18 protein-coding genes and 2 pseudogenes are annotated in these 19,015 nt (G+C 55.8%); 17 read left to right on the top strand and 3 right to left on the bottom strand.

Going from position 1 to position 19,015, the window contains the following annotated elements:
• Window positions 1-174: 174 nt before the first annotated feature.
• The 5 genes from AC3WJN_RS19375 to AC3WJN_RS19355 all read left to right on the top strand — a co-directional run bounded on the left by AC3WJN_RS19375 (window position 175) and on the right by AC3WJN_RS19355 (window position 6,679).
• Window positions 175-552 (top strand): VOC family protein, encoded by a 378-nt coding sequence (locus AC3WJN_RS19375; RefSeq protein ID WP_007783671.1) that lies wholly within the window; start codon window positions 175-177, stop codon window positions 550-552.
• A gap of 191 nt (window positions 553-743) precedes the next feature.
• Window positions 744-2,684, top strand: a complete 1,941-nt coding sequence (locus AC3WJN_RS19370; RefSeq protein ID WP_237716641.1) for a transporter substrate-binding domain-containing protein — start codon at window positions 744-746, stop codon at window positions 2,682-2,684.
• Window positions 2,665-4,032, top strand: coding sequence for a sigma-54-dependent transcriptional regulator (locus AC3WJN_RS19365; RefSeq protein WP_007783674.1), 1,368 nt, complete (start codon window positions 2,665-2,667; stop codon window positions 4,030-4,032). The genes AC3WJN_RS19370 and AC3WJN_RS19365 overlap by 20 nt, the downstream gene beginning before the upstream one ends.
• Complete coding sequence (locus AC3WJN_RS19360) at window positions 4,029-5,033, top strand: TAXI family TRAP transporter solute-binding subunit (RefSeq protein ID WP_007783677.1); 1,005 nt, start codon at window positions 4,029-4,031, stop codon at window positions 5,031-5,033. The genes AC3WJN_RS19365 and AC3WJN_RS19360 overlap by 4 nt, the downstream gene beginning before the upstream one ends.
• Before the next feature lie 326 nt (window positions 5,034-5,359).
• Window positions 5,360-6,679 (top strand): MFS transporter, encoded by a 1,320-nt coding sequence (locus AC3WJN_RS19355; protein WP_005835204.1) that lies wholly within the window; start codon window positions 5,360-5,362, stop codon window positions 6,677-6,679.
• A 78-nt stretch (window positions 6,680-6,757) separates the two neighbouring features.
• Here AC3WJN_RS19355 and AC3WJN_RS19350 read toward each other — a convergent pair.
• Together AC3WJN_RS19350 and ytvI are read right to left on the bottom strand one after the other, a co-directional pair.
• Window positions 6,758-6,982: pseudogene (locus AC3WJN_RS19350) on the bottom strand (purine catabolism protein); the annotation flags it as partial.
• A 210-nt stretch (window positions 6,983-7,192) separates the two neighbouring features.
• On the bottom strand, window positions 7,193-8,224 hold the full coding sequence (ytvI, locus tag AC3WJN_RS19345; RefSeq protein ID WP_005835207.1) for a sporulation integral membrane protein YtvI: 1,032 nt from the start codon (window positions 8,222-8,224) through the stop codon (window positions 7,193-7,195).
• A gap of 262 nt (window positions 8,225-8,486) precedes the next feature.
• Here ytvI and AC3WJN_RS19340 point away from each other — a divergent pair, with 262 nt between their 5' ends.
• The 12 genes and pseudogenes from AC3WJN_RS19340 (at window position 8,487) to AC3WJN_RS19285 (ending at window position 18,800) form a co-directional block, all read left to right on the top strand.
• A complete protein-coding gene (locus AC3WJN_RS19340; protein WP_007783688.1) occupies window positions 8,487-9,761 on the top strand; it encodes a cation:dicarboxylate symporter family transporter in 1,275 nt (424 codons plus the stop codon).
• A gap of 249 nt (window positions 9,762-10,010) precedes the next feature.
• The gene (locus AC3WJN_RS19335) at window positions 10,011-10,919 is read left to right on the top strand and encodes an NUDIX hydrolase (RefSeq protein ID WP_007783691.1); all 909 of its coding nucleotides are present in this window, start codon (window positions 10,011-10,013) and stop codon (window positions 10,917-10,919) included.
• 22 nt (window positions 10,920-10,941) lie between these two features.
• A pseudogene (locus tag AC3WJN_RS19330) lies at window positions 10,942-11,637 on the top strand (TIGR02452 family protein); the annotation flags it as partial.
• On the top strand, window positions 11,632-12,435 hold the full coding sequence (locus AC3WJN_RS19325; protein WP_307723512.1) for an AAA family ATPase: 804 nt from the start codon (window positions 11,632-11,634) through the stop codon (window positions 12,433-12,435). The pseudogene AC3WJN_RS19330 and the gene AC3WJN_RS19325, both read left to right, overlap by 6 nt.
• Window positions 12,436-12,511: 76 nt before the next feature.
• Window positions 12,512-13,099, top strand: a complete 588-nt coding sequence (locus tag AC3WJN_RS19320; protein ID WP_025844003.1) for a DUF1802 family protein — start codon at window positions 12,512-12,514, stop codon at window positions 13,097-13,099.
• A gap of 330 nt (window positions 13,100-13,429) precedes the next feature.
• A complete protein-coding gene (locus AC3WJN_RS19315; protein WP_431809288.1) occupies window positions 13,430-14,410 on the top strand; it encodes a quinone oxidoreductase family protein in 981 nt (326 codons plus the stop codon).
• Between the two features lie 87 nt (window positions 14,411-14,497).
• Window positions 14,498-14,974: a GNAT family N-acetyltransferase gene (locus AC3WJN_RS19310; RefSeq protein ID WP_025844005.1), complete on the top strand. Its 477-nt coding sequence runs from the start codon at window positions 14,498-14,500 to the stop codon at window positions 14,972-14,974.
• A 299-nt stretch (window positions 14,975-15,273) separates the two neighbouring features.
• Window positions 15,274-15,720, top strand: coding sequence for an Rrf2 family transcriptional regulator (locus AC3WJN_RS19305; protein WP_025844006.1), 447 nt, complete (start codon window positions 15,274-15,276; stop codon window positions 15,718-15,720).
• A 64-nt stretch (window positions 15,721-15,784) separates the two neighbouring features.
• Window positions 15,785-16,177, top strand: coding sequence for an IDEAL domain-containing protein (locus AC3WJN_RS19300; RefSeq protein ID WP_007783704.1), 393 nt, complete (start codon window positions 15,785-15,787; stop codon window positions 16,175-16,177).
• A 31-nt stretch (window positions 16,178-16,208) separates the two neighbouring features.
• Complete coding sequence (locus AC3WJN_RS19295; protein ID WP_005832303.1) at window positions 16,209-16,772, top strand: thioredoxin family protein; 564 nt, start codon at window positions 16,209-16,211, stop codon at window positions 16,770-16,772.
• A 34-nt stretch (window positions 16,773-16,806) separates the two neighbouring features.
• Window positions 16,807-18,012 (top strand): MFS transporter, encoded by a 1,206-nt coding sequence (locus AC3WJN_RS19290; RefSeq protein ID WP_007783707.1) that lies wholly within the window; start codon window positions 16,807-16,809, stop codon window positions 18,010-18,012.
• A 221-nt stretch (window positions 18,013-18,233) separates the two neighbouring features.
• The gene (locus tag AC3WJN_RS19285) at window positions 18,234-18,800 is read left to right on the top strand and encodes an SLOG family protein (RefSeq protein WP_007783711.1); all 567 of its coding nucleotides are present in this window, start codon (window positions 18,234-18,236) and stop codon (window positions 18,798-18,800) included.
• Here AC3WJN_RS19285 and AC3WJN_RS19280 read toward each other — a convergent pair.
• Window positions 18,797-18,928 (bottom strand): hypothetical protein, encoded by a 132-nt coding sequence (locus AC3WJN_RS19280; RefSeq protein WP_255320481.1) that lies wholly within the window; start codon window positions 18,926-18,928, stop codon window positions 18,797-18,799. The genes AC3WJN_RS19285 and AC3WJN_RS19280 overlap by 4 nt on opposite strands.
• Window positions 18,929-19,015 lie beyond the last annotated feature (87 nt).

The raw sequence follows: 19,015 nt of genomic DNA, 5'->3' as shown, positions 1-19,015 counted from the left end.
CGCTTAGTCATTCAAGAATCCCACCCGTACACCGCAAGGTGGAAGGCTTGCGGCTTTAGCCGTGGGAGTCTCAAAAGCAAGTGAATAGGCTTGTCTGCTATTGTTGGGAAAGAACCTCGCTCGCGCATGCAGCGGCATGGCGGGAACTACTTGGAAAACGCAGGAGGAAAGCAAATGGGAATCAAGCTGGATATGGTAGGACTGGTCGTGCAGGACATGAAAAAGGCGCTAGACTTTTACCGCGTGCTCGGGTTTGCGATCCCGGAGCAGGCGAACGAAGAGCAGCACGTGGAAGTCGCACAGGATGGCGTGCGCCTGGCTTTTGACACGGTGGAGATCGCCAAAAGCGTGTACGGCGGATGGGAGCCGGCGAGCGGACACAGAATCGAGCTGGCCTTTTTATGCGACGATGCCGCAGCCCTGGATGCGTTGTATGCCAAAATCGTCGAGCATGGCTACGAAAGCCACCGCGAGCCGTGGGATGCCGTCTGGGGCCAGCGCTATGCGATTGTCAAAGACCCGGATGGAAACCTGATTAGCCTGTTTGCCTAAAGGCACGGTGGCAAAAAAACGAATGCAAGCCGACTCTCTTCGGACAAGAGGATCGGCTTGTTTTCGTTTTCGCGGGCATGATTCTTTTCAAGCCTGGTTGGTTCGTCCATAATAAGCTTGTTAACCGATCGGCAAAACAGGACAGGCAACAGCGATAGCGCGAGGAAGGAGGCGGGCGTTTTTTGCAAAAGATGGCTGTACTTTTGGCTTTATTCACACTGATTCTTTGTTGGCCACAGGCTGCGCCCGCAGAAGCGCAGGCCCAGGAGGAGCGCATCCTGCGCGTCGGCTTCGACAAAAGGCTGCCGCCCTTGTCTTACGTGGACAAAAACGGGGAAGCGGCAGGCTTTGACATCGAGCTGATCCGCAGCATGGACTCTCTACGCGGCTATCAGATCGAGTATGTTCCGCTGGAGTGGGAGGAGACGGTCACCTGGCTTACAGAAGGCAAGCTGGACCTGGTGGTCGGGATGAAATATACGAGCACGCGCGACACGTTGTTTGACTTCAGCGATTCGTATTTGACGGCGGCGGACGCGCTGGTCGTGCCAGCAGCCATCCGGGACATTTCCGCGATTAACGATTTGCGCGGAAAAGTCGTGGCGATTCAGCGGGATGACGCGGGCATAGCGCAGTTGGAGAACATTCGCGGCGGCAAACGGCTGGTCGCCTTCAGCCAGCCGGACGCTTTGGAGATGCTCTTTTTGGGCCGGGCGGACGTGTTTTTGGGCAACCGCTGGACGGCCGAATACGTGCTTGCGGGAACGGGCAGGCAGCAAGACTACCGGATTCGCACCGGGCTGATTCCGCCGTCCGACTATGCGTTTGCCGTCCGCGAAGGCAACTACGAACTGGTCAACAAGCTCAACGAGGGCTTGGCCCAACTGCACCACAACGGGATGTACGAGCAGCTTTACTCGCGGCATCTGGAGCCGTACAGCGCGCTTGCGATCGACTGGTGGCGCAAGCTCGTGTACGGGCTCTTGATCGTGATGGGGATTGTCGTCATCGTCTTGGCCGGAAGCTTTTTCTGGAACAACCGTCTGCAAAAAGCGGTCCGGAGGCAAACAGCCGCGTTGGCGGACAGCTTCGCTTTTCAGACGACCGTGTTAAACAGCGTCGACAACGGGATCTTGTCGTTTGATCGGGAAGGCAGGATTACGCTCATCAATCACGCGGCACAAAAATTGCTTGGACAAATGGAAAAGGCTGCCCAGCCATCCGTATGGGATTGTCTGCCTCAACTGCCGATCCGCCAGGCGCTGCACATGGGGGACGGGCACATGCTCGAAGGTGAGTTGCACCTGGGCGATGGCTCGGGCCGGATTGTGCATTACTACCTCGCCGCCTTGACCAACGGAGCGGGCCAGCAGGTGGGCGGGATTCTTTGCTTGCAGGACAGGACCGAGCAAAAGCATTTGCAGGCGCGGCTGATCGCGCAGGAAAAAATGCGGGCGCTGGGCGAGCTGGTCGCAGGCATCGCCCACGAAATCCGCAATCCGCTCACGGCGATCAAGACGTTTGCCGAGCTTTTGCCGAAGAAGCTGAACGACGAGCGCTTTCGCAGAGAGCTTGTGGAGCACGTGCCGGAAGAAGTGGCGAGGATGAACCGGATCATTGAAGATTTGCTCGACTACTCGCGGGAAAAGCCGATGCAGCGAAAACGGGAAAACTTGCAGGAGCTGGTGCAGTCCGTGCTGGGGCTTTTTGCCAAACGAATCGAAAGCGAACGGATACGGGTCACAGTCGAGCCTGGCCTCGCTGTGGACGTGTTCGTCGACCGCGACCGCATCAAGCAGGTGCTGATAAACTTGCTGCTCAACGCCATTGAGGCGATGGCCTATTCGGAGGACAAGCGCCTGACTTTTTCCGTGCTGCCGACAGAAGCGCACACGGTATGCCTGGCGATTGCCGATTCCGGGCCGGGCATCGGCGAGCAGGAGCAGCTTCATCTGTTCCAGCCTTTTTACACAACGAAAAGCCAAGGGATCGGGCTTGGCCTGTACCTCAGCCAAAAAATCATGCGCGAGCACGGGGGAGAGATTGACGTGCGCAGCGCGCCTGGGACGGGCACCACGTTTTTCCTGACATTTGCCAAAGGAGGGATATGCGATGAACATTTTAATCATTGACGATGAACGGGCGATCTGTTCGTCGCTTTCCTTTGCCCTGGAAGACGAATACCGCGTGTTTACCGCTTCCGGGCCGGAGGAAAGCTTGCAAGTGCTGGATCAGGAGCCGATCGACGGCATTTTGCTCGATCTGAATTTGCGCGGAGCGAGCGGCATGGAGCTGTTGCGTCAGATCAAGGAAAAAAAGCCGGATGTGGTCATCATCATGATGACGGCCTACGGCTCCATCGAATCGTCCGTCGAGGCCATGAAGGCAGGAGCTTACCATTACTTGACGAAGCCGCTCAATCTGGAGGAAGTGAAGCTTTTGCTCGGCAAGGCGCTGGCCTTCCAGCAGCTTCATCAGCAGGTTCAGGTGCTGAGCCAGGCGGTGCGCCAGCAGGAAACGTATGCGGGCATCATCGGCAAGAGCAGTGCCATGCAAAAAGTTTTCCAATTGATCCAGAAGGTCAAGGACATCAACTCGAATGTGCTGATAACAGGCGAGAGCGGCACCGGAAAAGAGCTGGTCGCCCGCGCGATCCACTACCAGGGCGAGCGGCAAAAGGGCGCGTTTTCCGTCATCAATTGTGCGGCGATCCCGGAGCCGCTCTTGGAGAGCGAATTGTTCGGGCATGAAAAAGGGGCGTTTACCGGGGCCTACGCCAAGCAGCAAGGGCTGTTTGAGCGGTCGGACGGGGGCACGATTTTTCTCGATGAAATCGGCGAAATGCCGCTCGCCTTGCAAGCGAAAATATTGCGGGTCATCCAGGAGAAGGTGGTGACCCCGATCGGCTCGCAGCAGCCGAAGGAAGTGGATGTGCGAATCATTTCCGCCACGAACCGCAATTTGCAGGAGGAAGTCGCCAAAGGGAATTTTCGCGAGGATTTGTACTACCGCCTGAACGTCATCCCGATCCATCTGCCGCCTTTGCGTGAGCGCAGGGAGGATGTGCCGTTGCTCGTGGAGCATTTTCTGGCGCTGTATTCGGCCAACATGGGCGTGCGCAAGAAAACGTTCAGCCCGGATGCCAAGCGGATGCTGTATCACTACGCCTACCCTGGCAATGTGCGGGAGCTGTCCAACATGCTCGAATACGCAGTAGCCCTCTCGGAAAATGAGGTCATTGAACCGCGCGACCTGCCGGAAGCGGTGCGCGAAAACCGCAGCGGGGGCACAGTCAGAGAGGCGGCAGAGCGCGGCCTGTTGCTTCCGGAAGGCTTGACGCTCGCCGAAGCGGAGCGCATGTACATCCTCTATACGCTGGAGAAAAACGGCGGGCATCGGCTGAATACGGCCAGACAGCTCGCGATCAGCGAGCGGGGATTGCGCGACAAACTGAAGCAATATTTGCGGGGTGCAGAATGAGAGCAGTCAACGCATGGCTCACTGTCGCTGTCGCTGCAATCGGCCTGGCCCTTTTGGCAGCAGGCTGCACGCCAAAGCCGGAGTCAGCCCAACCCGATTCGGGCGACGAGCAGCCGTTTTTGACGATTGCGACAGGGGGAGCTTCCGGCCCCTACGACCTCATCGGGGGAGCATTGGCGAAGGTGTATCATAACCAGCTCGGCTACAAGACGGCGGTGCGCTCCTCGGACGGCTCCGTGGAAAACGTCCACCTGCTGGAGAGCGACAAGGCGGATGTGGCTTTTGCGATGTCGGACGTCGCTTCGTTTGCGCTGGGCGGCCTGGAAAGCTTTCAGGCGAGCGGGCCTGCTGTGCATGTGAAGTCGATTGCCGGGCTGTACTTGAACTATGTGCAAATCGTCACGCTCAAGGACCGGGACATTCGTTCGGTCTACGACCTAAAAGGGAAGCGGGTAGGCGTCGGCGCGCCGAACAGCGGGGTAGAGGTCAACGCCCGGATGATCTTGAACGAGCACGGCATCACGTACAAAGATATCCGGCCCGAGTACCTTTCGTACGCAGAGGCGATTGAGCAATTGAAAAACAACGCGATCGACGCCGCCTTTGTCACCTCCGGCCTGCCCAATTCGGCGGTTTTGGACCTGCAAGCCACCCATGACGTGGCGATCGTGCCGATTTTGCCCGAAGACATCGAGAAGCTGACGAAGCGCTTTGCCTTTTTTGAAAAAGCACAGCTTCCCCCGGGCATCTACCAAAACGACGAAGCCATCCCGACGGTCGCGATTCGCAACATCTTGCTCGTCCGCTCGGGCATGAGCGACGAACAGGTGTACCGGCTGACGAAAACGTTTTTTGAAAACCTCGACGCCCTGCAAGCCGCGCACGAAGCCGCCAAGCAAATTGACAGGCAAACGGCGGGCAAGGAGCTGGTCGTGCCGCTCCATCCGGGCGCTGCCAAATACTACGCCGAGCTGGCGCGGCCTCAGGGACAAACGCCATAGAGGAAAAAAAGTACGCGACAAACGATCGACCCGGCAATAAATTCCGCATCGAACGGAGTTTTTTGCCGGGTTTTTGCGTGGGGAAGGCTGGGCGAGCGTGCGCTTGCTTGAGAGACTGTCTTCGCAAAACATTCTGGCACGTCGAAAAATTCTACAGAAACCTGGGCTTCATCCGCATCTGCGCCGTTACGAGTGGGCCGCGCGGAAGAAGCTTGGCACGAAACTTGCTTTACTATGATTGCGATTGCGTTTTGAAACCGATTACATTCCGCTTTCGGGGAAGCAGGACGGTTTCTGGCTAGAATCAACAACAAGGAGGAAGAACAGTGAATCAAGCAAACGATCGCGCCAATTCGCGACGCATCACGGGAAACATCTTCAAAGGTTCGATCGGCAATCTGATCGAATGGTATGACTGGTATGTCTACTCTGCGTTTGCCGTGTACTTTTCATCCGAGTTTTTTCCAAAAGGAGACCCGACCAGCCAGTTGCTCAACACAGCGGCCATCTTCGCCATCGGCTTTTTGATGCGCCCGATCGGAAGCTTGCTGATGGGTCGCTACGCCGACCGTCACGGCAGACGGGCAGCGCTGACGCTTTCGATTACGGTCATGGCCAGCGGTTCCCTGATTATCGCCTTGACGCCAGGCTATAGCACTATTGGCATTTATGCGCCTATTATTCTCGTTCTCGCTCGCCTGCTGCAAGGTTTGTCCCTGGGGGGAGAATACGGCACCTCCGCGACGTATTTGTCCGAGATGGCAAGCAGCGGCCGCCGCGGCTTCTACTCCAGCTTCCAGTACGTCACTTTGATTGCCGGACAGCTTTTGGCTCTTGGGGTACAGATCGTGCTCCAGCAAATTCTCAGCGAAGCCGACATGCACGCATGGGGCTGGCGCATTCCGTTCGTCATCGGAGCATTGGGCGCTTTGGCTGTACTGTGGCTGCGCCGTTCGATGGACGAATCCGAGCAATTTTCGAAAATGGAGAAAAAGAGCCGCGAGAGCGCAGGAACCTTGCGCGCCTTGATGAAGCATCCAAAAGCGGTGCTGACGGTTGTCGGTCTTACGCTCGGTGGAACGATTGCTTTTAACACGTACACGACGTATTTGCAAAAATTCATGGTCAACACAGTGGGACTCCCGAAAGAGACCGTGAGCTGGATCAACTTTACGGCCCTGTTGGTCTTCGTAGTGCTGCAACCGATTGCGGGCATGCTGTCTGACCGGATCGGCCGCCGTCCGCTCTTGATGACCTTCGGGATTGTAGGGACGCTGTTTACCGTACCGATGTTCCTGATGATGGAGCAGACGAAAAGCCCGATGGTAGCCTTCCTGTTGATGCTGACAGGTCTTATCATCGTCACCGGCTACACCTCGATCAACGCGATTGTCAAAGCGGAGCTGTTCCCGACGGAAATTCGCGCGCTCGGCGTAGGCTTCCCGTATGCGATCACCGTTGCCGTGTTCGGGGGAACCGCAGAGTTCATCGCGCTCGGACTGAAAAACATCGGCTCCGAATCGCTGTTCTACTACTACGTCGCCGGCTGTATTGCGATCAGCCTGATTACGTACTGGCGCATGGGCGAGACGTCCAAAGAGTCTCGCATCGAAGCCGAGCTGGACACGAACAAGAACGCAAGCTAAACACGAAGCAGGAGCTTTTGAAACAGCAAAGCCGCCCGGACGATCCCGGCGGCTTTTTGCTGTTTTTCTGCTTTGTCGCTACGACAGGTAGACGTCCAGTGCCGCCTGAACGACGCGTCCCGCGTGCACTCTCGCTCCGTGGCGAATGAGCACCGCCTCCAGCGCTCCGAGCAGGTGCAGGATGTTTTGCTTGCGGCAACTGTAGCCTATCGTTTCGATGCGCCAGATTTTCCCTTTCAGCAGGCCAAAGGAGCTGGCGATCTCGATCTGAAATTCTTGCAGCAGCATCGCCCGGACCGACTCGCTGTAAAGCTGCAAGCTCATCGCCCGCAAAACGCTCGGCTCGGCTTCGACGGGGTCAGGTGTCATAATCGTCCGCTGGGAAACCGCCAATGGTTTGTTCGTGCCCAAATCCCTCTCTCCCGGTTTTCTTTTCTATAGAGAAAAACCGTTCCCCCCGAAACGTTCCGGAAGAAACGGTTGCTTGCGTTCTTGGCTGTCCAAGCGTCTTTGTCAAAAGTCGATCTTGAAGTTCAAGAAGCCTGCCTTGCGCAGCGCTTCGTAGATGATGACGAGGGCAGGGCCGAGAATCAGTCCGAAAAAGCCCATCACCTGAAAGCCGAGAAACAGGCTGACCAGCGCAGCAAGGGCGCTGATCCCCAGATTGGAGGCGAGCACTTTCGGCTCCACGATCCGCCGCACGACCGTAATCACGAGGAACAAAATAATCAGCCCGATCGCGAGGCGTGTATTGCCAGTCAAAAAGTTGTAAACCGCCCACGGCACGAGAAACGAGCCTGTGCCCAAAATCGGCAAAATATCTACGAGCACGATCAGCAGGGCGACGACTGCCGCATACTTGACCTGCAAAATCAGCAGCCCCATAAAGGAGAGCAAAAACGTCATCAGGCTGAGGATGATCTGGGCCCGCAAAAAGCCGACGGTCGCGCGGTTCAACTGGGAGAGCACCACGTTGACCTTTTCCCTGGCAGATACTGTGAACATCCGCATGAAGCCTGCGCGCAGCCGCGGCAAGTCGAGGCTGATGAGAAACAGGGCAACGAGGTAAATGATCGTGCTGATGAGAAAGCCCGGGATGATGGCCGCTACGCCCAGGATGGCTCGTGCGACACTGGAGGCGCTCGTGATCGCCCAGTTTTTCAATCCGGCAAAAACGCTCTGGATCTGGACGACAGTCTCGGCGGGCAAAGTGGCGTAGTAGCTTTCCCAGCTCAGCAAGTACGACTCCACCAGTTCAAACAGATGCTGGGAAAAGGCGGGCAGCCGCTGGGCCAGGTCGATGCCCTGGATGACGATCTGCGTAGCGATCCAGTACAGCAGGATGCCGAACGTGACGAGAAAGAGCAAAAACGAAGCGATGACGGCGCTCATCCGGTTCATTTTGACCTTGCCGATCAGGAACTGGACGAGCGGCTCCAGCAAAATCGCGGTCAAAAGCGCGAGCAAAAACGGGACGGAGTAAGGCAAGAGAAACAGGGCAATGGCGGCCAGCAAGCCCAGGAGCAGCATTTTCCGAATTGTCATGAAAGTACTCCATTCTGATTAATGAGTCCGCAAATAACGTTAGGCTTATTTTATCATTTTTCCAGAATGCAACACAATGCGCCCGCTAATTTCGGGTAAAAAGCGGTGATTGTCAAAAAATAAAGAGAACTAAAAAGAATAGAAAAAAGGGGAGTAGCCAAAAAATCATGATATGATTTTCATCTATATAGCACTTCATTTTGGTGAGTGTGTATATAGTGTGTCAAAACCAGATTCCATACTTTACTAGCGAGGTGTCAGAATGAAGCGGTTTGGGTTAGCGATTCAAATTGTCATCGGACTCATTCTGGGTATCCTGGTGGGTGCTATTTTTTATGGCAATCCAGCAGTGGCTACCTATTTACAGCCTATTGGCGATGTATTTCTCCGCTTGATTAAGATGATTGTCGTTCCGATCGTAGTTGCCACCCTGATTGTCGGGGTAGCGGGCGTAGGCGACATGAAAAAGCTCGGAAAAATCGGCGGAAAAACCATCCTCTATTTTGAAATCGTTACCACGATTGCCATCGTCGTCGGTCTTTTGGCCGCGAACCTGTTCAAGCCAGGTGTGGGCGTCGACATGTCCCATCTGACGAAAACGGATATTCATACGTATGTAGAGACTGCGGAAACGACGCAAAGTCACAGTATGATTGACACATTCGTGAATATTGTTCCGAAAAACGTGTTTGATGCCATCGTCCGCGGGGACATGCTGGCGATTATTTTCTTCTCCGTCCTGTTCGGCCTCGGTGTCGCAGCCGCCGGAGAAAAAGGAAAGCCCGTCCTTGCCTTCTTCCAGGGTGTGGCAGACGCGATGTTCTGGGTCGTGAACACGATCATGCGCTTTGCGCCGTTCGGCGTTTTCGCCCTGATCGGGGTGACCGTCTCCAAGTTTGGCCTGTCCTCCCTCGTTCCGCTGGGCAAGCTGGTCATTTTGGTGCACGTGGCGATGCTGTTCTTCATTCTCGTCGTGCTGGGAACGATCGCGCGCATCAGCGGCGTCAAAATTACGGCCATTCTGCGCATTTTGAAGGACGAGCTGCTCCTGGCCTACTCCACTTCCAGCTCTGAGACGGTACTGCCGAAGATCATGGAAAAAATGGAGAAAATGGGCTGTCCAAAGGCGATTACTTCCTTTGTCATCCCGACAGGGTATTCGTTCAACCTGGATGGTTCAACGCTGTACCAGGCTCTGGCGGCCATGTTCATCGCGCAAATGTACGGGATCGACATGCCGATCAGCGCCCAGATTACCTTGATGCTCGTGCTCATGGTAACGTCCAAAGGGATCGCTGGCGTGCCGGGCGTATCGTTTGTCGTATTGCTCGCGACACTCGGCTCCGTAAATATCCCGTTGGAAGGACTCGCCTTTATCGCTGGTGTAGACCGTCTGCTCGATATGGCCCGCACGGTAGTCAACGTAGTCGGCAACGCGTTGGCAGCAATTGTCATCTCCCGCTGGGAAGGACAGTTTGACCAAAAGAAAGCCGATCAGTACGTTCGTGAAGTGAAAGCGCAAGCGAGCGCAGCTTAACTTTTCCTGTCACGATCAATAAACAGAAGAGCCTCTTGCCAGGTGTTCATCCGGCAAGAGGCTTTTTTTGCGTTGGCGTGCCCAAAAGCGATAGGTGGCTTTTGTCCGCGCGTAAAAGACAAGCTCCGGCATTTTGTTGCTTGACACCAAAAACAAAGAAGCAGTACTATGATGTAAACAAAATGATAATAACAATTTGTTAATAACAAAACATCTGTAACATTGCGCAGACGCAAAAGAGGTGGTTCCATGACACAAAAATCGCTTGTCAATAAACAGGGGCAAACCGAAGAGGAGTTTTTGCGGACGTATGACGCGAGCCAGTTTGAGCGGCCTTCCGTGACTGTCGACATGCTCGTTTTTACCGTGATGGACGAACAGGAGGAAAATTACCGCAAGCTCTCGCCCAAGTCTTTGAAAATATTGCTCGTGAAGCGCGGCGAGCATCCGTATTTGGGTCAGTGGGCGCTGCCGGGCGGGTTTGTCTCGCCGCACGTGAGCCTGGAGGAAGCGGCCACGCGCGAGCTGTTTACGGAAACGAATCTCGACAATATTTACCTTGAACAGTTGTACACATGGGGAGATGTCGGCCGGGACCCGCGGACGCGCGTCATCAGCACCTCGTACATGGCGCTGGTGGACAGCTCGGCGCTGCGTTTGCAGGCGGGGGACGATGCGGACGAGGCCGAGTGGTTTCGCCTCGAAGACAAATGGCTCAAGGAGACGAAAACAGCGACACCGGACGGTACCGTGACCGAAAAATGGGTCGAGCTGCGCCTCGCAAACGAGCGGGAGGAGCTGTCGGCCACGATCAAGGTGACGAAAACCGTCTCGGGCCGGATCGTGCGAGAGACGCGGGAGATCGTGGAGACGAACAAGATCGCGTTCGATCATGCCAAGATGATTCAGTACGCGCTGGAGCGGCTGCGCGGCAAGATCGAATACACGGATATCGCCTTTGCGCTCATGCCGGAGCTGTTTACGCTCGGCGAGCTGCAGCAGGTGTACGAAGTCATTTTGGGCAAGGAGCTGCTCGCCGCGGCGTTTCGCCGGAAGGTGGCAGACAAGGTGCTGGAAACGAATCAATACAGAAAGCATGCAGGGCATCGGCCATCCAAATACTACCGCTTCAACCCGGCGTGGATGGATCAGACATAGTCCCTGCAAGGGGGAAAAAATCATGAATCCAGGAAACAATCGCGACCGTCGCTCCAAAACGGCGCATGAGACGCTTGGCCTATTGGATCAAGGCTTCTACGTGAATCGCAGAGGGGAAAAAGTCAGCTTCGCCGCGGAGCAATCTGCCGCCATCCGCCATTCGCGTCTGTACCGGCCGGACGATCTCGGCGCCGAGTCGCTGCCGATGCCGGCGCGTGCAGGGCGTGCCAAGATCCAGGTGACAGCCGAATCGAGCCTGGGCGCAGCCGAACGGCTCATCGTGCGCGAACAGCGCGAGAACACTGTATGCTTGAACTTCGCTTCGGCCAAAAATCCCGGCGGCGGGTTTCCGGGCGGAAGCCAGGCACAGGAAGAGAGCCTGGCGCGCGCTTCCGGGCTGTTGGATCAGCCGTACCTGCTGTCGTTCGTCACCGCTCCGGCCGTGAATGCGGGAGTCGTCCGCGAGCGCGAGCCGGAAAACGCAGGGCAGATCGGACCTGTCATGAAGGAGCGCATTCGCAAGGTGCTGCGCGCCTCCGCGATCCACGGGAACCGGACGGTCATCCTGGGCGCGTACGGCTGTGGCGTTTTCCGCAACCAGGCAAAAGACGTGGCCGACTACTTTGCGCAAGTGCTGCTCGACGAAGAGTACGCGAAGCTGTTTGACGACATCGTGTTTGCCATCTACGACCATTCGGCGCGGCAGGAAAACGTGCGGGTGGTAGCGGTCGAGGATCGGGCCGACAGCGACGAGACGTACGATTGGGAGGCGGGGGCCGCCGACATCAAGCGCAAGATCGGCAGGCCGATTGATCTCGTCTTCAGCTCGGAGCCGTCGTACGACCCGATTTTTCGCCGCCTGTATCCCGGAGCCAAACATGTCGTGCTCGACGGGGCGCGCAGCCAGGTGCCGATCTCGGCGACGCAGATCAGAAGCGAAGGCGTTTTTGCCCATTGGCAGCACATCCCGGCGGTAGTCCGGCCGTCTTTTGTGAAAAAAGTCGTCGTAGTCGGGACGGAAAGCTGCGGCAAGTCGACCTTGCCCCGCTACCTGGCGAAAATGTACAACACGGTGTTTGTCGAGGAGTACGGCCGCACGATCTGCGAGGAAGTAGGCGGCTGCGACACGATCTTGACGAAGGAGTATTTCCCGCACATCGCCTACGCCCACAAAATGAAGGAGTACGAGGCGGGCAAGCAAGCCAACAAGCTGCTGTTCATTGACACGGAGGCGGTTGTCACCCAGTTTTACTCCGAGTTGTACACCGGGCACAGCTTCCCGGTGCTCGACGAGATCGCCCGCGAGCAACAGTACGATCTGTGGCTGCTCCTGGAACCGGATGTTGCCTGGGTCGATGACGGTCTGCGGGTGCACGGAGCAGAGCAGGTGCGCTGGGACAATCACGAAAAGCTGTGCCGGATGCTGGACGAACGGGGCATCTCCTACGTGACGATCACGGGAGATTACGCGCAGCGGCTGACGGCTGCCATGCAGCATGTGAATCAACTGTTGTAAATGTCTTCTCAACAGGTCGGAATTAAGCTAGACTAAAGTCACTAAACGATTCTGACAAAAGAAGGGAGCATACTGCATGCAGACGATCGCACAGCCGCTGTCCCCCTTGAGCCTGAAGGAATGGGCGGTCGCCGTCAAAGCGCTCGGGGAAGGCGAGCAGATCATTACGATCCGCAAGGGCGGGCTATACGAAGAAACAAGAGAATTCCGATTGGAAAATAATTTATTTTACCTGTATCCGACTTACGAGCACCAAAAACGCGACATGGTAAAGCCAGCGTATCATCACCTGCTGGACGCGACGCTTGCAGGCTGGTCGAGCGAGCAAACGACGGTCGCCATCGAGTATTTTGCGGAAGTGACAGACGATGTGGAGCTGATGGACGAAGCCAAGCTGCGCGCGCTGTCGCCGCATCACATCTGGACGGACAATTTTGCCGACGTGCGCTTGCACTGGAAAAAAAAGCAGCCGCTGCACATTTTGTTCGTGCGCACGTATCGGCTGGCGCAGCCGGCGGTCATTCCGATTGAAGCCGCGTACCAAGGCTGCAAATCGTGGCACGACCTGCTCGTGGAGCTGCCGAGAAGCGAGTTTGCGCCTGTGCTGACCGACGAGGAATACGCGCAGAAAAAAGCGGCCGTCATGGCGATTTTGCAAGCATAAGCGTTCAAGAAAAAACCGTTCATTGGATGAGCGGTTTTTTTGTACGGAGAGGATATCAGTATCCGTGCAACTAAGGCTGCGTCAAGTTTTCTAATGAAGTTTTCACCACTGGCCTGGCGCCGCCAAGTTTGCTAGTGCCTGGTCCGCTGTCACAGCGGCGATGAAATAGCCGATGGGAAGGGAATCCGCAAAAGATAGGGAAATAATTGGGGTGGCCCCACGTTTCTCAAGTGGGAGGAATGGCTCGAAAACGGCCTGCGAGCAGCAAGGACGCCCGGGCAACAGAAGCCGACTGCCTCCGGTCACAAACCATGCTGGGAGGGATTTTTCATGAAAGCGGTTTTGGTAACAGAGTTGGGTGGTCCAGAAAAGATGATATATACGGATGTCGAGCTGCCAGCCATTTCGTCTACGCAGGTGCTCATTCGCGTAGACATGGCGAGCGTCAATTTTGCCGACATCAAATCGCGCTACGGCAAAAAAGGGGCAGCCAAGCTGCCGTTTATTCCCGGACTGGATGCGACAGGGGTGATTGAAGCGATCGGTTCCGAAGTAAAAGGCTTGCAAGTAGGACAGCGCGTCATCGCTTTTCCGGCGAACGGCTCGTACGCCGAATACGTGGCTGCGGAAGAGGCGCTGACATTCGCGATTCCCGAGCAGATCAGCACGGAAACAGCGGCTGCCTGCCCGGTTGTGTCGTTTACGTCCTATCAACTGCTGGCAAAAGTCGGCCGTCTCGCCAAAGGCGAAACGGTCCTGATTCACGCTGCGGCAGGAGGGATCGGGACAACTGCGATTCAACTGGCGAAGCTTTTGGGAGCGGGGCGCGTCATCGGGACGGTCGGCAGTTCGGCCAAGGCAGAGGTCGCTTTGCAGGCGGGGGCGGATTACGTCATCTGCCACGACAAGGAAGATTTCGTGGAAAAAGTGCGGGAGCTGACGGATGGAGCGGGCGCCGACGTCATTTTGGACTCGATCTCCGGACAGGTGAGCGAACGCAGCATGGAGTGCCTCGCCTGGTACGGCCGGCTCGTGCATTTCGGCAATGCGAGCGGGGAAATCGGACAGATTCGCACGCTCGATTTGCACGCGAGTTGCCGCTCGGTGCTCGGCTTCAGCTTCGGCACGACGCGCAAGCTGCGCCCGCAGCTTTTGCAAGATACGGCCCGACAGGTCATTGGCTATTTGGCGGAAGGCAAGCTCGACATCAAGATCGGCAAACTGTTTTCACTGGAAGAGGCAGCGAGCGCCCACGCCTGGGTGGAGAGCAGGCAGAGCACGGGAAAAGTGCTGCTGAAGGTGCGCCCGTAAGCGGCAAAGCGGATGGAAGCTCTCCCTGCGGTTCAGCCAGCGGGGGGCTTTTTTCCAAACTACAGTTCAGCCCACGAGGTGACAGCGATGAAAATCGTAGCAGCAAGCGAGCTGCCGAAAAGCGTTATTGCGGATTTTTTTACCGTGAACTGGGGCAGCCCGCAAATGGTTATATCGAGCGGCGTCTTTCGCTGTGACGAGCTGGACGGGTATGCCGTCCTCGGCGAAGACGGCGCGATCCAGGGGTACGTCAGCTACGTGCTGGAGGCCAAGGAGTGCGAGATTATTTCTTTGGACAGCCTGGCGGAGAACAAAGGGATCGGCTCCAAGCTGCTGGCAAAAGCGGAGCAGACAGCGCGGGAACACGGCTGCCTGCGCATGAAGCTGGTGACGACCAACGACAACCTGCACGCGATGGGCTTTTACCAGCGCCGGGGCTATCAGTTGTCCGCGCTGTACGCGAATGCCGTGGAAAAAGCGCGGGCGATCAAGCCGGAAATCCCGCTCGTCGCAGACAACGGGATTCCGATTCGCGACGAGATTTTGCTGGTGAAGCCGCTATAGAACAAAGGAAGATACCGCGAAGCTGGCACGAAAAGCAAGCAGCGCTCGTATGCGCGGGGAGACGCGATAGACAGGAGGCGATTTTTCCGCCTCCTTTTCTTTTTGGCGCTGCGCACCCCAGGCAAAGGCATGGCCAGGGATAACAGCAGCAAAAGACAGCCGAGAGTGCAGTTGCGCCTACAGCCGCGGGAGCAGTTATCCATACATTTGCGAAAACAGTTACGCCTCCAACAGTTATTGACATTCAGAACTGTAAGAATTAAGATTACAGTACTCTTGCGAAAGGGGCCGTCTCAGACGTGAATAGTGAGTTTACGATTGCTGTTCACAGCTTGGCTTTGTTGGCTCATCTACCGGGACATATGGCAAGCAGTGAGCTTATTGCACAAAATGTATGCACCAATCCCGCGAGGATTCGCAAAATCATGGGGATTCTGCGTAAAAACGGATTCGTGAAGACAAAAGAGGGCGTAGGGGGCGGCTATATGCTGGCGTGCGACCCCGGCGACGTGACCTTGGCCGCGATTTACCGTTCGATGTCGACAGGGACGCTGAAGCCGCACTGGTGCTCGGGCGACCCGAAGGAAGCGTGCCTCGTGTCCGCCAACATGCATGGCGTCATGGATCAGATTTTTACGGAAGCGGAGTTGTACTACACCAAATATTTGGAGCAGCTTACGATCCAGACGGTTCTGGATAAAGTTCGTCAGGGACAGGGCCAGTGTCAAGGGCAGAATCGCCAGTAGGCAGGCAACATTTTCAACTGGAAACTGTAACTTTTTTAACTACAATTTAAGGTGGTGCGTTCGAATGAATCGGGAAAAGATGCTGGCAAGTAGCGAGTGGGTAATGGGCAAGTCCAAGCATGGCGAGTTGGTGCAAGGCTTCGTGGAAACCGTCGATTCATCGCGGGGCATTGCGCACGTTTTTGTAGTCAAGAGTGACAACGAAGAGGCGATCGGCAGGCTCGCGGCCATTCCGCTGCAACGGCTGGAGCGCATGTCGACAGGCACCTTTGACGACCTGGAACAACTGCATGACCTGATCGAGCTGGCGCTCGTGACAAAAGACAAAGCGTGGTTCATGGAGCTGACCGCGAAGCTGCAGGAAAAACAACAAACGGCGTCAGAAAGACAAAGCCGCAAGACGAGAAGCTTTTCCGCGCGAAACCGCCTGGGAACTTCTGCAATCTGGGAGCAATAACTTTTTTTCATACAGGGGAGGAGTACCGACGATGTCTACCGTGAATCAGAGCATCTGGTTTGAAAAAGGAATGAGCTTTGCCGAGTATCGCGCGAGCATGAACGTCAACCAGCAGGAGCTGGGACGCGTCTACGAGCAGCTTGCGTTTACCGAGGAAGACCTGGCGTTTTGGAAGGAGCTGTCCGCTCGCAACTGGAAAGGCGTCGTGCTGACTGCCGACTGGTGCGGGGATGCTGCTCTGTGCGTTCCGGTCATCCAGCGCATCGCCGAGGAAAGCAATATCGAGCTGCGCTTCCTCATCCGCGACGAAAACCTGGAGCTGATGGACCAATATCTCACCAACGGCACGGCGCGGGCGATCCCGATGTTCATTTTTCTCGACCAGGACGGAAACGAAGCCTGTGTATGGGGACCTCGCTCGCCGGAGGTGCAGGAGATGATTACGACGGCTCGCGCAACGCTCCCTGCGGCCGATGCGCCTGATTTTGAAGAAAAGCAAAAGCAGTTGTACCGCACGTTCAAGGAGCAGATTACGACTGACCCGGCCGTGTGGCGCACTGTGATCGAAAGCGTGAAGGCGAAGCTTACAGCCTGAAAAAACAAAAATACAAATGGATAGGACTGGATAAATGAATACGAGTAACGCGGAGAGTAACGGGCGACCGATTCTCTTTCTCATGATAAACATGTTTATTGCCATGCTGGGAATTGGCTTGATTATTCCGATCTTGCCCGAGTTTTTGAAGGAATTTGGGGCAGGCGGGAAGACCGCCGGTTACCTGGTGGCGGCATTTGGTTTGACGCAGTTTCTGTTCTCGCCGATCGCGGGAGAATGGTCGGATAAATACGGCCGCAAAATCATGATCGTATCCGGCCTGGTGCTGTTTACGATCTCCAACCTTGTGTTTGCCCTCGCCGAGCATACGTGGGTGCTCTACCTCTCCCGCCTGATCGGGGGAATCGGGGCAGCTTCGATGATTCCTTCCATGCTCGCCTACGTGGCGGACATCACGACGGAAGACAAGCGGGGAAAAGGGCTGGGCCTGCTCGGCGCCGCGATGTCGCTCGGATTCGTGATCGGGCCGGGCATCGGCGGTTTTCTCGCCGAGCTTGGACTGCGGATGCCGTTTTATATTTCGGCGGCGGTCGGTGCCGTGGCGACGATCGGCTCCTTGCTGTTTCTGTCTGAGTCGTTGCCAAAAGAAAAGCAACTGGCAGCTCGCCAGTCGGAGGCGAAGAAAGAAAACATTTTCCTGCAGCTCGGCAAGTCGTTTCAGTCGTCGTATTTCATCATGCTGGTGCTGATTTTTACGATGACCTTTGGACTGGCGAACTTTGAAGTGATCTTCCCGCTCTTCGTAGACGCGAAGTTCGGCTACACGCCGCGCGACATCTCCATCATCATCACCGTGGGCGCCCTGGCTGGAACGATTGTGCAGGCGATGCTGATCGGGAAGCTGATTACCCGCTTCGGGGAAAAGAAGCTTATCAACTGGACGTTTTTCAGCTCGGCCGTGACGATGGTGCTGATGTTGTTATCAGGAAATTTCTGGTATATGCTCGTCCTGACGGTGCTGTTCTTCACGCTGACGTCGATCATGCGCCCGGCGATCAATACGCTGATCTCCAAGCGGGCCGGGGATGAACAAGGGTTTGTGGCAGGGATGAACAACGCCTACATGAGCCTGGGCAACATTTTCGGCCCGGCAGTGGCGGGTACGCTGTACGGCATGCATGTGAACGCGCCGTATTTGTTCGGGGCAATCGTTCTCGTGCTCAGCCTGTTCCTGTCGCGCATGGAGAGCCGACGCAGCATGAAGCGGGTGGCGGCGTAAAAAAGGTTGTTCCGTCTTCTCGTGGCGATGGTTTTCCGCACAAGGATGGCAACGCGAGATGAAATCTCGTCCCTGCGGGGGCGGGATTTTTGCGTTTTTCAGACGGGGGATCTCCCGATAAAAGACGAGCAGAAACGCAAATGCATCAGCTATAATCTAACTATCGTCGAGTGAAAAAAACTATTTTCTGCTAGAGCTTCTTTGAAACCAGAGGTGGCATGATGTTAAAACGTTTATTGGTTTCCGGATACAAGGCTCACGAGCTTGGCATATTCAATGAAAAAAATCCGGGGCTGGCGATTATCAAGACAGCACTGAGGCGGGAACTCGCAAGACTCCTGGAGGAAGAGCTGGAATGGGTCATCATATCCGGCCAACTCGGGGTAGAAATGTGGGCAGCCGAAACGGTTCTCGAATTAAAAAAGGAGTATCCCCAGCTAAAGCTGGCGGTCATTACTCCGTTTTTGAACCAAGAGGAAAAGTGGAAAGAAGAAACACAGGATTACTACCGAAATATTGTAAGGCAAGCCGACTATATCAACAGCGTCTATCAAACGCCTTACCAGGGTGTTTGGCAACTTCAGGAGAAAGACAAATTTTTGCTCTCCCATTCAGACGGTCTTTTGTTAGTTTACGATGAAGAAAACGAAGGCTCCCCGAAGTTTTTAAGCAAGCTCGCCGCGAATAAAGCGGATCAAGGCGACTATCAGTTTTTTCGCATTAACGCCTACGACTTGCAGAGCATCGCAGAGGAACAGCAGCGACAATTATACAATGACTATTTCTAAGCGGCCGCGTGCTGGGGCGGGGCATCCACGACTGCCGCAAGCGGCTGGAGCTGCCGATTGACAAACGGGTTGTCGTCACGCTCGATCTTGGCGGCGAACTGCGGGCGGCGCCAAGCCGTTTGGCGCATTTGTTGCGAGAGAGCGTGCTGCTGTCGGTTGTGCTGTACACGTCAGGGCCGACGCTTGCGATCGTTTCGTTTGGAGAAAAAGCGTTC

The sequence above is a fragment of the Brevibacillus sp. FW306-2-1A-C05A genome, from assembly GCF_058781555.1.
Note: the sequence above shows the minus strand (reverse complement) of the source record. Positions and strands in the feature narration are given on the sequence as shown.